Below are 14,961 nucleotides of genomic sequence, written 5' to 3' on the forward strand. Positions count from 1 at the left end.
TGCCCATCAGTCGCGCCTTGCCTTCTCGATAAACATACGACATCATACAATATGATCGCTGGCTGTCCATGCGCTTCCATAGTCGTCGTAAGAAAGGATAATCATAATGAAATTATGTCGTATCGGGGAAGCCGGTCAGGAACGCCCTGCCCTGGTCGACGCCAATGGTCATATTCGCGATTTGTCGTCGCATATCAGTGATATCGACATCGCGGCCATCGCTCCGGACGGCCTCGCACAGTTGGCGACGATCGATCCGGCCAGCCTGCCCCTGATCGAAGGCCCGGTCCGCTACGGTCCGCCGGTCGCCGGCACGCGGCAGTTTATAGCCATCGGTCTCAACTATGCCGATCATGCCGCCGAATCCAACCTGCCCATTCCCGAAGAGCCGGTGGTGTTCAATAAGTGGGTAAGCTGCATTCAGGGACCGAATGACCCCGTCACTATCCCCGCTGGCTCGCGCAAGACCGACTGGGAAGTCGAGTTGGGCGTCATCATCGGCACCGCGGCCCATGGCGTGGACAAGGCCGACGCGCTTGCCCATGTCGCGGGCTATTGCGTTGTCAACGACGTGTCCGAGCGCGAATGGCAGACCGAACGCGGCGCGACCTGGGACAAGGGCAAGGGCTTTCCAACCTTCGGGCCGATCGGGCCTTGGCTGGTGACAACCGACGAAGTGGGCGATCCTCAGGCGCTTTCCATGTGGCTCGACGTCAATGGTGAGCGCATGCAGGATGGCAGCACGAAGACGATGATCTTTTCCGTCGCGGAGATTATAGCCTATGTCAGCCAGTTCATGATGTTGTTGCCCGGCGACATCATCACGACCGGCACTCCCCCCGGCGTCGGCCTGGGGCAGAAACCCACGCCCTGGTATCTCAAGTCTGGCGATGTTGTAGCCCTTGGCATTGCTGGCCTTGGAGAACAAAAACAACGGTTTATCTGACAATCCTCTATGCCGGTGTTTTGGGCTGAACGTTCGTGCGAGGGGGCAGTATCCTTTACGTGCTGCAATTTCGCACGGGCGGACACAAAGCTCCCCGATTACATTCGGAAGTCATAGGTCGCCATGAACACATGACAGAGCATGCACCAAGGCAAAGCAGCCACTATTATTGCCGCGATGAGACGCATTTTTAAATGAGCATTGGCACGTGGCTTGCCACTTTTACCTGTACATCAGGATCAAGATCCTGATATTTCTGCCGGAGCTGTAGATAAAGATGAATCAAGACCAGTGCCGAGACGGCAACTATGCCCCCTAATATCATATCGACCAGATAATGCGTGCCCTCGACTGGCGTCGAGACAAGCATCGCTACATTAAGAATGAGAACCGGCCAGCGCAGCGCCCCGAGGCGCCAGGCCATCGCCATATAGAGTATTGCAGCGGCGGTATGAAAACTAGGCGCTGATACAATGCCCCGCAACTGCCCCAGGTCGACGACCTGTAGTTGATGCTCCCGCAAAGCCGGGATGAGGCCGGACTGCCAGACTTCGCTTTCGGGCATGTAGCTGATCGGTCCATGCCAAAGATAGGATAAGGGGCCGATTGCCGGCATGCGAGAAAAGATCGCAAGCGTCAGAAACGCTGCAAGCCAGAAGCTGGCAAGAAACCGGTACGCGCGCTCCTTGTCACCAGTACAAGCACAACGCCAAAGCAACAGCGCAGGCGTGATATAGATACTCCGATAGGCAATCGTTCCGGCCATTTGGAGCCATGGATGATTGCAGACCAGCCGATATAGCGCCAGCCAGTCAAATCCCATATACAAATCAATGTGATGCAGCGTAGCATCGGCATATCCCTGCGTCAGCGCCGCTATGGGATAGCTGGCGCTGGCCCCCATGAGCGAGATGATCGTGAACAGCGCTGCATATTCGCTGAAATGCGCAACTACACCCGCATGACGCCAGGCCGTTCGGGGCAGTGCAAACCTCAGCACGACAGCAACAAGCCCGCCTGCGATGTAAGGAATGTTGCTTGGTCGCGAGGGATCAAAGTGAAGCCCCGCCGAATACATCAGCGCGCCAAGCAAGGCCCCGCTCAGGCATAGCGCGATCAGGATGGGCCGCCTGAGAAAAGGGGCTGGCCTGCGCATAGTCGCCAGGCCAACGCCTTGGCCCCTGCATGCCAATAGCCAGCCGAACAACTGGAATGTACGACAGGCAGAAGGCAGGAACGTTGACATAAAGGGAAGTCCAAGGGGAGGGATGCTGGAAACAGCAGGAGAGAGAATGGCGCATCCTGTGCGCTGCCTTAAGGCTCACTGAACGGGGCGGCGATCGATGCGGGTCGTTACCCTATGTCACAGCGGATCGATGACTGGCACGGCATTTCTCGACATCAGACTTTCATGACACTGATACAAGACTTAGCTTGACCTGCAGGCCATGGCCATCGACGCGATCTTCCTACTGGATTTATCCGCCTATCACGGCCATCGCCTTCGCCGCGATGGAAAGCCCCATACCGCTCCCAGGAACCGCCAGATTGCCTCCCTTGAACTGCTTGAACAGTCGGGGGCGATGCCTCGCCCCCGATCCATGAAGGCGTCAGTTGCGGTTCTTGAAGCGTCTGCTGTCAACCAAGCCGATCATGTCGATTCTATCCGAACGTCTCGTCCGGCCCCAAATGAGTTAAGGGGCCGATCTGCAAGTCAGGATCGGACCAGTCGCCGCCACCCGATCACCACGCCACTGATCGAGATCAGCAAGCCCGCGCCAGACAGGGTCCATACGATAATATGGCGCAGCGCCGGCCAGATGAGCAGCCATGGAAAGTCGAGGCTGTGCAACGCGTTGAACAGCCAGCGATAGCTGCGGCCGCCTGAACCGATCTGGCCGAGCAAGGCACCTGAAGTGGGATCGATATGGAGCCATGTCTGCGCCGGATCGTCGAACTTCAGCCGCATGATGGGCAGCGGACGACTATCATTGCGCGGATCACCGGTCGAATACCAGTAGCGATCGGGACGATCCAGACGTTGGATAGCTACTAGGGTCGCACCCGGCATGGCCGATTGGGCCATCCCGGCTATGCGTTGCCGGTCGAGTACCAAGGGCAGGGCAGTCGCTCCCTCAAGCAGACGCGGTTCCATTACACCCCACAGGGTCATGACCGGCCGACCGCCCAGCCAGGCAAAACGAACTTCGCGCGCGCCTGCCCCGACCTGCGCCAGCGCGGCAAGGTCCGTGGCGGGAAATCGCGGCTTCGCTCCCGCATAGAGGCGGGCCGCATCATGATGCCCGCTGTCACGCAAACCGCCCCATGGACTCATCGATAGCCAGCCGCTGAACACCCATGTGATCAGGAACAGGCCACCGATCATGCCGACGACATGATGCCATTTCATCCAGCCGCGATAAGGGCTGACCGATCCCGACTTGTAGCGCCGCTTCAATCGGACACGCAGGATGCCGATCCAGAAGCCCGCCATTGCCCCCAAAAGGCCGACACCCGACGTCCATAGCACCGTCTGCCGCCATGGTTCCTGAAACACGCGCAGTATTTCGAAATAGATCCAGTGCGGCACCGCCCCCAGCCAGTTCCAGAAACGTTCATGTGCCGTCGTATTCTGCACCACCTCCCCCGTGCGCTGGCTGATATAGAGGTCGGTAGCGGCGGCATCGGCCATTCGCACCCGCCAGAATGGAGCCATCGCCTTATAGGTACGGGTGACGACCCACTGGTCTTGATCGACCGGATCGATCGATACGGCCGGCGCGTCGATCATGGCCGAAGCGATGGATGCGGCACGCTGCGCGTCGACCGACATGATCTCCGTACCCGTCCGCGCTGATACGGCACGCCGCCCTCCGGAAGTCGCGAAGACATAGAGAGGTTCCCCACCGACAGTCCCCAGTCGCATTTCAGCGGGGAAGTCGGGCTGACTCAGGTGCGCCAGCGCCCGGTCGGGACCGATGCGTACCTGCCGCCAGTCGATCGGCCCGGCCATCGCCACCCGTTCGGGCGCGCGAAAGGACGGGAAGGACACATAGAGCATCACCAGTCCCGACAGGAACCAGATGGCAAAGAGCAGGCACAGAATGATGCCGGTCCAGCGATGGAAGACATAAAGCCAGCGCTTCGTTGCCTTCCACAGGGTGGATGCGGCGAAGGGAAATGCCCTGCGCCGTACTGCCGCCATGTCAGAAAGCGACATGGATCGTCGCCTCCACCGTCCGGGGATCGCCCAGCACCCATTGCGTCTGGCCATAGGTCGCACGAGCGTAGGTTTCGTTGAAGATGTTGCGGACGCGCAGCGCTGCGCTCGCTCCTTCGACGAACTGCCAGCGCACGCCGGCATCCGTTAGCGTATAAGCCGGCACGACCCGGCTGTTCGCCGCATCCTGATACCGCTTGCCGACATAGCTGAGACCGCCGTCCACGATCCACCCCTTGGCAAACTCCCAACTGGCGAAGACGTTGGCTGTCCGCGTTGCCACATTGCTCGGCCGATTGCCTGCCCGCTGGAACAGGACGCCCCCCACCGATTCGGAGAAATCATCATAGCGCGCCCGCAACAACGCGCCGTTGAGCGTGATGCTGACGCGATCGATCGGCTCCAGGAACAGGGAAGCCTCCATCCCGCGCGAGCTTTGCTGGCCGACCTGCACCTGAATGGTCGGGATCAGCGGATCGGACGTCAGCAGCTTGCGCTTGACGATATCGTAGATGGCGAACGTCCACTGGCCTTTCGCGCCCCAGAAGATATGCTTGATCCCAGCCTCATATTGCCGTCCGGTCGACAGGTCGAAATCGCTCTGAGCGACGCTGGTCGATACCAGCGCACCGACCGGGTCGGCGGCGGTCGCATATTGGCCATAGAGCGACAGGCTGGGCACCGGATTATAGACCGCGCCCACGCGCCAGGTCACGGCATCGGGCGTTGAGGTGAAGTTGTTCGCCGCGTTTACATAATCCGTCTTGGTGATCTCCGGCCGATCGTAGCGCACACCGCCGACCAGCGAGAATTGATCGCTGAATTTTAGCCGATCTTCGGCGAAGATAGAATATTGGCGGATGCGGTTGGTGTAGCGCGGCTTCGTCGTCGCCTGATGGATGAACAGGCCTGGATCGGGATCGACCGCATCAATCAGCCGGGTAGCGTTGTTGCCGCTGTTACTGACATTCTTGTAACTGATGCGGTTGACGTCGAAGCCGACAACCAGCCTGTTTTCCAGCCCGCCCAGATCATGTTCCAGATTGGCGGTAGTACGGTTCCCCGTCTGCTTCTGGATGTGGTAGAGTTCGAGGAAGCTGCTCTGGCGCACCTGCGCCGCCGTGGTCCCGGTGGCCGGGACATAGGTCAGGTTTTCCGCATTCTTCCAATATTTATTGGCCCACAGATGGTAGAAGGTGCTGCGAATGGTCAGCGCGTCGGACGATGTCCATTCGATCTTCGCCTGGCTCCAATTGTCGCGGAAACGCAGGCTGGCGTCGGCAACATTATAATTGTTCTTTCGGATCGAACGGTCGAGCTTGCCGCCGATCAGCGGCACGCCGAACCAAGTGCGCGGATTCTGCTCGCTATAGTCGTGCGACAGGGTAATGCTGAGGTTGGCGGCGGGCTTCAGCCGGATCGCGCCGGCGAGCGCCAGCGCATCCGCATCGCCCCGATCCATCCAGCCTTCCGACCGGCGGAAGCTGGCGTCGGCGCGAAAACCCACCCCATTCGTGATCGGGCCGCCTGCGCCGGCCGCAACGTTGAAACTGTCGAAGGACGCGAGGCCGAGCCGGCCGCTCACCTCCATCTTGTCGGACGGTTGCTTGCGCACGACATTGACCGCGCCGCCGATCGCTCCCTCGCCATAGAGGACGGAGGCCGGACCGCGCAGGATTTCCACGCTCTGCGCCATCCATGGATCGGCGGGAAAGGTCAGCGTATTGTTGTACATGCGCATCCCGTCATAGAGCGTCATCACCGAATTCTGTCCGGTGAAACCGCGCGCCGACAGACCGAAGCCGAACACGCCGGACGTGTTGACCATCCCGGTCGCACGAGCCGCCGCATCCTGGATAGTGAGATCGCCGCGCAGGCGGATGGCGTCGCCATCCAGCGTTTCGACACTGGCGGGCATCTCCAGAGCAGTGAGGCCGAGCCGACTGGCCCCTTCGCTTTTCTGATTTAGCCGCAGCGGATCGACCATACCGGTGACGATGATCGCCGCAGTACCCACCTCCTCTTCGGCAGGCTGGGCGATGGCGCAGGGTGCGCCAAGAGAGAAGGCCGCAATCGCAGCCGATGTGAACTTCAACATTGCATTCCCCCGTCGGCGTCGCACGACAAATGGGCGGGGCGTGCCGTTCACGAACGGTCGGCAGCCGGCATCGGCCGGACGCCAGGGGCGACCGACACACGGTTTCCGATGCGGCCCCAGCCGCTCGTTCGTCGCTCAGACGGAGTTCACCGTGCCGCGGCCATCCCCTGGACCAAGGCAAGAGCGACCAGACGCCGGCAGGTCTCCTGGCTCATGGGTCATCGCTTGATATACGGCCTTCCCAGGCCTCGCAGGATTTAGCGTCCGGCCCAGTGGCTGGCGGATCGGCCATAATGCCGTCCGCACCCTGTATATCGCGCTCGCCACTTACAGTTGCAGGGACAGCTGCGGATTTGGCCCCTTTTGGGGGCCGCACCGCATTCCCTTTTCATCCCCGTCTCCGGGGAACCGACGCGATCTTTCGCCCCTATCCTGCCAGAGCAGGAAAAGGACAACGCCCCTTATGACGCAGTCCTCTCTTGCGCAAGTGATTAGCATATCATCTATGCCAATTGACTTTCTCTCGCCGTTCAGCCGCCGGGCTCGGTTCTCGGCTACTTTCGACGGCAGCCTGGATGCCTTGCCTCGCACACGGAGAGATGGTCGATCGTTGCTATCGCGGTTGCGTAATTCGAACGAGCATTGTGCCTCACAATGCGATTAAGTCATCCCTGTCCTGGATGCTCGATACGGAGCGTCCTGAACTTGGCCAACATGTCTCTGAAGGTCAGCTTGGCGTCTATGTCGGTATAGACGCGCATCGGACGACCGGTTGGACGGGCAATATATGTCCCGTCAGCCCGGATTTTCGGCGTCGGCATTTGTTTGTAGCGGCTTGACGAAGGATCGGGCTGAAAGGGCGGAACCAGAGCGGTCAAAGTCACCAGGGGGCTATCGCCCAGAACATAGGCTTCCGTCTGCGTAATTCCAGGAAAGCCTGGGATTTTCGCCATCAACTCGGCCATCGCGTCCAGCCTTTCCTTCAGATAACGGCCCAACGCACCGGATGCGGCGAGTTCGTCCACTTCGGTGTTGGAAAACAGCATCTGCCGATAAGCGTCACGCGGCACCTGCCAGATTTCGATGTCGGACTCATTGAAGATGACCTGAGCAGCGACGGGATCGATGGAGAGATTGAATTCGACTTCGTCCGGCTGGGGAATGGGATTGGCAAGGCCTTCATGCTCGTTGCCGCCAATCCAGATCAGCTTGACGCGCTGGCCGATCCTGGGTTCTGCAAGCCATGCAAGCGCAAGTTCGGTCAATCCCGCGCCAGCCGCATAGAAAAGCGGCTCGCTAACGTCCGATCGCATCGCCTCGCGGACGATGGCCGAAGTGGCTGGGCTAGGCGTCCAGGATGTCTTCGATCGCATCGCCGTTTCCGAACCGGCGATGACAGTATTCCGACCATCCAGAGTCATGAGCTTGAGCAATTCTCGCGCCCGTGCCGCACCATCGCTGGCATCATGCCCGCTACTGAAACCGTCGGGGAGATGGGAACCCACGATCAGCGGAATATCGACGGAGCGGCAAAGGGCATGATGCGCCAGCTGAAACAGGCCATCCGGATCACCCGCGAAATCATTATCCAGAATGACCCGCGCAACTTTGCGCCCTTCCATGGTCGCCGCCATGGCATGGCCACCGAGGCTGGCAACGAGCGCGACAACCGAACTGACAAAAGCTCTGCGATCAACCTTCAGCGCCACATTCCCTCTCCCCTGAATTCAACTGTTGCCAGCCTGATGGCAAAAAAATCCCAATGGGCATAATATGGATTTTTCATAAGGGCATAGCGCTGAACTATGCCGATATGGAGGACACGTATCTACCCGCCTTCCGCGCCGCGATCGTCGATGCCCATGCCAGATCGATCATGTGCGCCTATAACCGCATCGACGGCCAGCCCGCCCGCGGCAGCGACTTCCTGTTGAAGGACCGGCTGCGCGGCGCATGGGGTTTCAAGGGTTATGTCGTGTCGGATTGCGACGGGGTGAAGGACATTGCCGACATCATAAATATGCGCCCGATGCCGCAACTGCTGGGGCCGTGGCCTTACGCGCAGGCGTCGACAGCGAACGCGCGAACGGCACGGTCATCAACCTGCCCGGCCTCAGCGCACGGTACCGCGACGCGCTGAAGCGTGACCTTATCAGCGAGAAGGACATCGACCAGTCGCTGATCCGGCTGTTTTCCGCGCGCTACCGGGTCGGCGATCTAGGCGGGTTGCGTGCAAAGCCCGATGTCCCGATGACGGCGGTGAACAGCCTCGCCAACCAGCAACTGGCGCTCAAGGCGGCGACGCAAAGCCTCGTCACGGCATATCCGGCACGCGGCTGGCGCTGATCGGGCCGCTCGCCGATGCGACGCGGGTGCTGCGCGGCAATTATTCGTCCAGCCTGTCGAACAAACCCATATCTATCGCCGCAGGGCTGAGCGAAGCGCTCGGTGCGGGGAATGTGGCGCTTGCCCCTTTCGGCGCGAGCTATACCGACGGCGACCGTATCCCGACGAGCGCCCTGGGCACGCCGGATGGCAAGCCGGGCCTGCTGGCGCGCTACTATAATGCCGATCCGAAGCCGCCAAAACCCGCTGCGCCCGAAGGCGTGCCCGAATTTCTGACGCCGCTGGCGGTGCTCTCCACCCCAGCCGTCACCCGGATCGAGCCGGATGTAGCCGGGCGCAGCCTCGATCTGGCGGAGGTCACAAACTATCACAAGGTGGTGTGGAGCGGATTTCTGGTGCCGCCCGTGACCGGCACCTATCGGGTCGGCCTGTCGGGCTTCAACGGGGCTATGACGTTCGATGGCAAGGCTTTCGTCGAACTCGGCCCGGATTCCTTTGGCGCGTCGCCTAAATTGCAGACGGTGAAGCTGATCGCCGGACAGAGATATCCGATCTCCGTCACTGGCCAGTCGCGCAAGATGGGCGGGCTGGACCTCGTCTGGAAACGCATTTCCGACGACCCCGTGGCCGATATGCAGGCAGCGGCGGAGAAAGCGGATATGATCGTCGCCGTCGTCGGCCTGACATCCGATATGGAGGCGGAGGAAAGCCGCGTCGAAATCCCCGGCTTCAAAGACGGCGACAAGACCACGCTCGATCTGCCGCAGGACCAGTTGGCGATGCTGGAGCAGGCACAGCAGCTGGGCAAGCCGCTGATCGTCGTCGCCATGAACGGCAGCCCGATCAATCTGCAATGGCCCAAGGATCATGCCGCCGCGATCATCGAGGCCTGGTATCCAGGCCAGTCCGGCGGCACGGCGGTGGCCGATGCGATGCTGGGCAAGACCAATCCGTCAGGGCGCCTGCCGCTAACCTTCTATCGCAGCGTGGACGATCTTCCTGCCTTCGACGATTACCTGATGGAGGGGCGCACCTATCGCTACTTCGCGGGCAAGCCCGTCTATCCGTTCGGCTATGGCCTCAGCTACACCAGCTTCGCCTATGCGCCAGTCGCGGTGACGCGCGCGACACAGGGCGATGCAGTCGTCACGGTCACGACACAGGTACGCAACACCGGTAAGGTTTCCGGCGCCGAAGTCGCGCAACTCTATCTAAATTTCCCGAACGTCAAGGGCACGCCCCGGATCGCCCTGCGCGGCTTCCAGCGGGTCGAACTCCAGCCGGGCGAGAGCCGCAATCTGTTCTTCACCCTGTCGGCCCGCGACCTGAGCACCGTGACGCTGCACGGTGTCCGGCAAATGCTGGCAGGCCATTATCGCGTGAGCGTCGGATCGGCGCAGCCTGACACCGGCGTGCCATTCCAGAGTGCCGCGTTCGACATCGATCAGAGCGTGAAACTGCCCGAATAGGCGCCGCTCTTCCCTTGCGTATCGGAACATCCATGTCTCGATCGACATTCGCCAGTTGGAACCGAACAGCTTCGGCACCCATGAATATATGGACTTTGTCGAACAGATCGGCAGCGAAGCCTATGTCGAGACGATGATGCCCTCTTCGGTCTTCGCACAGAATCTGAACTCGGCGCAGGTCAGCACGCCACGGGTTCAGGACCCCAATGAGACCAAACGGATCGCGGTCGGGCAGGGATTGGGCGAAACGGCTTATACCAGCGCCTCGATGAAGGCGTAAAAGGAACGGAAATTGCCCTATTTCTCGAACATCGAGGGCATCTCGCTGCACCATTATAGCTGGGCCGACCATATGCCGATGGCGGATTCATCGACCGACTTCGGGGAAGCCGAATATGCGCAATTGCTGAAGAACGGTTATGCGATGGAAAACATGCTCGCGGAGCATGGCGCGATCATGGGCCAGTTCGATCCCGATCAGAAGGTGGCAATGGTCATCGACGATTGGGGCGCATGGTTGAAGCCCGAACCGGGCCGCAATCCAGACTGGCTAAGACAGCAGAACAGCCTACGCGACGCCATTCTCGCCTCGGTCACGCCCAACGGCTTTGCCCGCCATGCCGATCGCGTGCGGATGAGCAACATCGCGCAGATGGTCAATGCCATCCAGTCGATGGAACTGACCGACGGGCCGGAGATGGTACTGACGCCCACCTATCATGCCTATCGCATGTAAGTGCCGTTCGAGGACGCGCAGCTGATCCCTCTGGCGATCGACGCCGGCACTTACCGGCAGGGCGATGTCACGCCGCCGCGCATCGATGCCATGGCCGCCCACGAAAAGGATGGCCGCCTACCCCTCCGCCTGCCTACAAAATCGGTTACGGTGATCCGATTGCTGCCTTGAAGGAGCGACATCTACAGCGAGGTCAAACTAGCTTTAAGTGCTTCCTATTCATCACTCACTTCTTGTATCAAGCCCGCTCATCAACACTTTCACCATCGCCATGGAGATTTGCGTTGGCGTCAACGCGCCTTTCGGATCATACCAGCGTCCCGGCCAGTTTAATGCGCCCGCCAGCGTGAAGGCGGTGATCTTTATATCGATCGGGGCGATCGAGCCGTCATTTATGGCTTCGTTCAACATCTGCCGCATCGCGGCATCGATTTCCTTCTTGAGCGCGCGATAGCGCGGCAGGCTCTCGCGCGACAGCGCCTCCTCTCCTGTGCGGGTGACGCAGATACCGAAATCATCCATGTTGATTTCGACATAACGGCGCAGGAATTTCACCAGTCGCTCGCGCCCGGTTCCCGGCTCCGCCCGCGCTTCCTCCGCCGCGCGGAGTAATTGCTGCAGACCGATGGTGACGCACTCCAGCAGAACCTGATCCTTGTTCGCCAGATAATGGTAGATGGTGCGTTTCGATATGCCGAGGCTGGCGGCCACATCATCCAGCGATGTCGCGAAAAACCCTCGTTCGTTGAACATCCGTACGGCTGCGCGCAGGACTGCTTCGCGCTTTTCCGCCCTGTCCGCCTCTCGCTGCGCCGCATTTCTGAAGGGTGAATTCTGCATGCCCGGACCATTGACAGGAAACTCGCAAAAGCACAATACACTCATGAGTGCGTATTAATCGGATGGGTTTTACGATTCGACGATTGCGCGACCAAGCAGCCGTTAACCGCCGCTTCCGGAAGTGATGTGGTCGTCGCAACAAAAGCTGGAAGAGGATTGTCGATGGACATGAACGGATTGGACATCATCATGAGCTGCAATGCGTCGGGACCAGGCGTTGCAATCCGGACGACGTCGAAATGACCGGCGCGGGTCCGGAACGCACGGCGGTGATCGCAGCGAAAGTCGAGGCATTCGTGCGCGATATCGTCGCGCCCTATGAGCATGATCCGCGCAGGGACCATCATGACTGTCCCAGCGAGGAACTGATCGACGAACTCAAGGACCAGGCGCGGGCAGCAGGTGTGTTGACGCCGCATATCCTCAGCGACGGCACGCATCTTAGTCAACGCGAAACCGCGATCGTGCTGGCCAGAACGGGCCTGTCGCCGCTTGGTCCGCTCGCCTGCAACACGGCAGCGCCTGACGAAGGCAATATGTATCTGCTGGGAAGGGTCGGTAACGCGGACATCAGGCGGCGTTTCCTGACACCCCTGATCGAAGGGCGCACCCGGTCGGCCTTCTTCATGACCGAACCGGCGCTGGAGGGCGGTGCGGGCTCAGACCCTTCGATGATGCAAACAACCTGCCATCAGGATGGCAATCACTGGGTCATAAACGGGCGCAAAGCCTTCATCACCGGAGCCGAGGGCGCCGGGATCGGCATCGTCATGGCCAAATCGCAGGACGGCGCCTGCATGTTCCTGGTCGACCTGCCCGACCCGGCGATCCGCATCGACCATATCCCCAACACGATCGACAGTTCGATGCCCGGCGGCCATGCCGTGCTCACTATCGACAATCTGCGCGTGCCGGCTGACCAGATGCTCGGTCATTCCGGCGAAGGCTTCCAATATGCGCAAGTGCGTCTCAGCCCGGCGCGCCTATCGCACTGCATGCGCTGGCTCGGCGCCTGCATCCGCGCCAATGAGATCGCGACCAACTACGCCAATCGCCGCATGGCCTTCGGCAAGACGCTGATCGACCATGAGGGCGTCGGTTTCATGCTGGCGGAGAATCTGATCGACCTGAAACAGGCCGAACTGATGATCGACTGGTGCGCGGGCGTGCTCGACACCGGTTCGCTGGGCACGGCGGAAAGCTCCATGACCAAGGTGGCCGTATCCGAAGCGCTGATGCGCGTCGCCGACCGCTGCGTGCAGGTGATGGGCGGCATGGGCGTCACCAGCGACACGATCGTGGAGCAGGTGTTCCGCGAAATCCGCGCCTTCCGTATCTATGATGGCCCAACCGAGGTCCACAAATGGAGCCTGGCCAAGAAGATCAAGCGCGACTGGAAAAAGGCGCAGACGGAGGCGGCCGCATGAGCGCGCTGGGCGACGATGCCAATGCCGGCACCACGGCGGTGCGCGATGCCTATCGTTTCGACGAGGCGGCGCTGGCGCGGTGGATGGCGGCGCATGTTGAGGGCTATCAGGGGCCGTTGACCGTCGAACAGTTCAAGGGCGGACAGTCCAACCCGACCTACAAACTGGTGACACCGGGCCGCAGCTATGTGCTGCGCCGCAAGCCGCCGGGCGACACGCTGAAGGGCGCACACGCGGTCGATCGCGAGGCGCGGGTGCTGCTTGCGCTGGGCGGCGTCGGCTTTCCGGTGGCGCGGGTCTTTGGCCTCTGCACCGACGAAAGCGTCATCGGCAGCTGGTTCTATGTCATGGACATGGTCGAAGGGCGTATCTTCTGGGACGCGACCTTTCCCACTGTCTCTAACGCGGAACGCCCCGCCTATTTCGACGCGATGAATGCGGCGATCGCGCAGCTACATGGCATCGACTATACCGCGATCGGCCTTGGCGACTATGGCAAGCCGGGCAATTATTTCGCGCGACAGATCGGCCGCTGGTCCCGCCAATATCTGGAGGATCAGGATGCCGGGCGTGATCCGGACATGGACGCGCTGATCGCCTGGCTGCCGGACAATATTCCGGCTGGCGAGGAAAGCAGCATCGTCCACGGCGATTTCCGCTGCGACAACATGATCTTCCACCCGACCGAGCCGCGCGTGCTGGCGGTACTGGACTGGGAATTGTCGACGCTGGGCCATCCGTTGGCCGATTTCGCCTATCATGCGATGATGTACCAAATGCCGCCCGATATCGTGGCGGGGCTGGGCAGCGTGGAGATCGCGGCGCTGAACATTCCGAGCGAGGCAGATTATGTCGCAGCCTACTGCGCGCGAACGGGACGAACCGGCATTCCCAATTGGGATTTCTACATCGCCTTCAACTATTTCCGGCTGGCAGCGATATTCCACGGCATCAAGGGTCGCGTGATCCGGGGCACGGCGGCGTCCGCCCATGCACGCGAGCGGGCCAAGGCCCTGCCCCGCCTGTCCGCGCTCGCCCGGCAATCGATGGAGAAATGTGTATGAGCGACGCCCCCGTCCTGGTCAGCATCGCTGGTCCCATTGCCACGCTGACGCTGAACCGGCCGGCCGCCGGCAATACCGTCAACCAGCCGCTAGCCGATGCCCTGCTCGATGCCGCGATCCTTTGCGACGGCGACCCCGCCATTCGCTGCGTCGTGCTGACCGGCAATGGCAAGCTGTTCTGCGGCGGCGGCGATATTTCCGCCTTCGACGCCGCTGGCGATCAGGTTCCGGCCTTTCTGAGCCGGCTGGCTGGGACGCTTCACATGGCAGTGAGCCGGCTGCTGCGTATGGAAAAGCCTTTGCTGGTGGCCGTGAACGGTCCGGCGGCTGGCGCGGGCCTGAGCCTGGCCATATCGGGCGATGTTGTGATCGCGACGCAATCGGCGCATTTTATCGCCGCCTATGGCAGCGTCGGCCTGACGCCCGATGGCGGCATGTCCTGGCTGTTGCCGCGCCATGTCGGGCTGCGCCGCGCGCAGGAAATCATCCTGACCAATCGCAAGGTCAGCGCTGAGGAAGCCGCCGCGATCGGCATGGTGACGCGCACCGTAGCCGACGATGATTTCGCTGCGGAAGTGGCGAAGACCGCCCGGATGCTGGCCGACGGACCCACCGGCGCGATCGCGGGCGCCCGTGCGCTGCTGCTGGAAAGCTCCAGCAACCCACTCGAAAGCCAATTGGAACGGGAAACCCGCAGCATCGCTGCCTCTGGCGGCAGCGCCGAATGCCGCGAAGGAGTGGCCGCCTTTCTCGCCCGCCGAAAGCCGGATTTTTCAGGAGACGCATGACAATGACGAAAGCCTGCATCGTGGAGG

14 protein-coding genes and 1 riboswitch are annotated in these 14,961 nt (G+C 61.0%); of the genes, 9 read left to right on the forward strand and 5 right to left on the reverse strand.

Features of this window, described 5'->3' with window-relative positions:
* Positions 1 to 106: 106 nt before the first annotated feature.
* Positions 107 to 946, forward strand: coding sequence for a fumarylacetoacetate hydrolase family protein (locus DM806_RS09515; RefSeq protein WP_179042982.1), 840 nt, complete (start codon positions 107 to 109; stop codon positions 944 to 946).
* A gap of 190 nt (positions 947 to 1,136) precedes the next feature.
* Here DM806_RS09515 and DM806_RS09520 read toward each other — a convergent pair whose 3' ends face one another.
* The 4 genes from DM806_RS09520 to DM806_RS09535 all read right to left on the reverse strand — a co-directional run bounded on the left by DM806_RS09520 (position 1,137) and on the right by DM806_RS09535 (position 7,973).
* Positions 1,137 to 2,039: a phosphatase PAP2 family protein gene (locus DM806_RS09520; RefSeq protein ID WP_256869191.1), complete on the reverse strand. Its 903-nt coding sequence runs from the start codon at positions 2,037 to 2,039 to the stop codon at positions 1,137 to 1,139.
* Between the two features lie 621 nt (positions 2,040 to 2,660).
* Positions 2,661 to 4,166 carry a PepSY domain-containing protein gene (locus tag DM806_RS09525; RefSeq protein WP_179042984.1) on the reverse strand — a complete coding sequence of 502 codons (1,506 nt, stop codon included), beginning with the start codon at positions 4,164 to 4,166 and terminating at the stop codon, positions 2,661 to 2,663.
* Positions 4,153 to 6,264: a TonB-dependent receptor gene (locus DM806_RS09530; RefSeq protein WP_179042985.1), complete on the reverse strand. Its 2,112-nt coding sequence runs from the start codon at positions 6,262 to 6,264 to the stop codon at positions 4,153 to 4,155. Before DM806_RS09530 ends, DM806_RS09525 begins: the two co-directional genes overlap by 14 nt.
* A 179-nt stretch (positions 6,265 to 6,443) precedes the next feature.
* Positions 6,444 to 6,692: riboswitch (cobalamin riboswitch) on the reverse strand.
* A gap of 237 nt (positions 6,693 to 6,929) precedes the next feature.
* On the reverse strand, positions 6,930 to 7,973 hold the full coding sequence (locus DM806_RS09535; protein WP_372859428.1) for a nucleoside hydrolase: 1,044 nt from the start codon (positions 7,971 to 7,973) through the stop codon (positions 6,930 to 6,932).
* A 104-nt stretch (positions 7,974 to 8,077) separates the two neighbouring features.
* On the opposite strand from DM806_RS09535, the gene DM806_RS27230 reads away from it, so the two are divergent.
* Genes DM806_RS27230 through DM806_RS09550 form a run of 5 tightly spaced genes read left to right on the forward strand, consistent with a single transcriptional unit; the run spans position 8,078 to position 10,815 of the window.
* Complete coding sequence (locus DM806_RS27230; protein WP_256869192.1) at positions 8,078 to 8,404, forward strand: glycoside hydrolase family 3 N-terminal domain-containing protein; 327 nt, start codon at positions 8,078 to 8,080, stop codon at positions 8,402 to 8,404.
* Complete coding sequence (locus DM806_RS27235; protein ID WP_256869193.1) at positions 8,314 to 8,610, forward strand: hypothetical protein; 297 nt, start codon at positions 8,314 to 8,316, stop codon at positions 8,608 to 8,610. The genes DM806_RS27230 and DM806_RS27235 overlap by 91 nt, the downstream gene beginning before the upstream one ends.
* 26 nt (positions 8,611 to 8,636) lie before the next feature.
* On the forward strand, positions 8,637 to 10,079 hold the full coding sequence (locus DM806_RS09540; protein WP_372859430.1) for a glycoside hydrolase family 3 C-terminal domain-containing protein: 1,443 nt from the start codon (positions 8,637 to 8,639) through the stop codon (positions 10,077 to 10,079).
* A gap of 55 nt (positions 10,080 to 10,134) precedes the next feature.
* Positions 10,135 to 10,359: a hypothetical protein gene (locus tag DM806_RS09545; protein ID WP_179042986.1), complete on the forward strand. Its 225-nt coding sequence runs from the start codon at positions 10,135 to 10,137 to the stop codon at positions 10,357 to 10,359.
* A gap of 12 nt (positions 10,360 to 10,371) precedes the next feature.
* Complete coding sequence (locus DM806_RS09550; RefSeq protein ID WP_179042987.1) at positions 10,372 to 10,815, forward strand: alpha-L-arabinofuranosidase C-terminal domain-containing protein; 444 nt, start codon at positions 10,372 to 10,374, stop codon at positions 10,813 to 10,815.
* Positions 10,816 to 11,037: 222 nt separating this feature from the next.
* Here the strand turns inward: DM806_RS09550 and DM806_RS09555 are convergent, their stop codons facing one another.
* The gene (locus DM806_RS09555; protein ID WP_179042988.1) at positions 11,038 to 11,655 is read right to left on the reverse strand and encodes a TetR/AcrR family transcriptional regulator; all 618 of its coding nucleotides are present in this window, start codon (positions 11,653 to 11,655) and stop codon (positions 11,038 to 11,040) included.
* A 239-nt stretch (positions 11,656 to 11,894) separates the two neighbouring features.
* On the opposite strand from DM806_RS09555, the gene DM806_RS09560 reads away from it, so the two are divergent.
* From DM806_RS09560 to DM806_RS09570, 3 genes are read left to right on the forward strand one after another with little or no spacing between them, the layout of a single operon-like run.
* Positions 11,895 to 13,082, forward strand: coding sequence for an acyl-CoA dehydrogenase family protein (locus tag DM806_RS09560; RefSeq protein ID WP_179042989.1), 1,188 nt, complete (start codon positions 11,895 to 11,897; stop codon positions 13,080 to 13,082).
* Positions 13,079 to 14,146 (forward strand): phosphotransferase, encoded by a 1,068-nt coding sequence (locus DM806_RS09565; RefSeq protein WP_179042990.1) that lies wholly within the window; start codon positions 13,079 to 13,081, stop codon positions 14,144 to 14,146. The genes DM806_RS09560 and DM806_RS09565 overlap by 4 nt, the downstream gene beginning before the upstream one ends.
* Complete coding sequence (locus DM806_RS09570; RefSeq protein WP_179042991.1) at positions 14,137 to 14,934, forward strand: enoyl-CoA hydratase/isomerase family protein; 798 nt, start codon at positions 14,137 to 14,139, stop codon at positions 14,932 to 14,934. Before DM806_RS09565 ends, DM806_RS09570 begins: the two co-directional genes overlap by 10 nt.
* Positions 14,935 to 14,961: the final 27 nt, after the last annotated feature.

The organism is Sphingobium lactosutens (assembly GCF_013393185.1).
In the GTDB taxonomy this organism is placed as follows: Bacteria; Pseudomonadota; Alphaproteobacteria; order Sphingomonadales; family Sphingomonadaceae; genus Sphingobium; species Sphingobium lactosutens_A.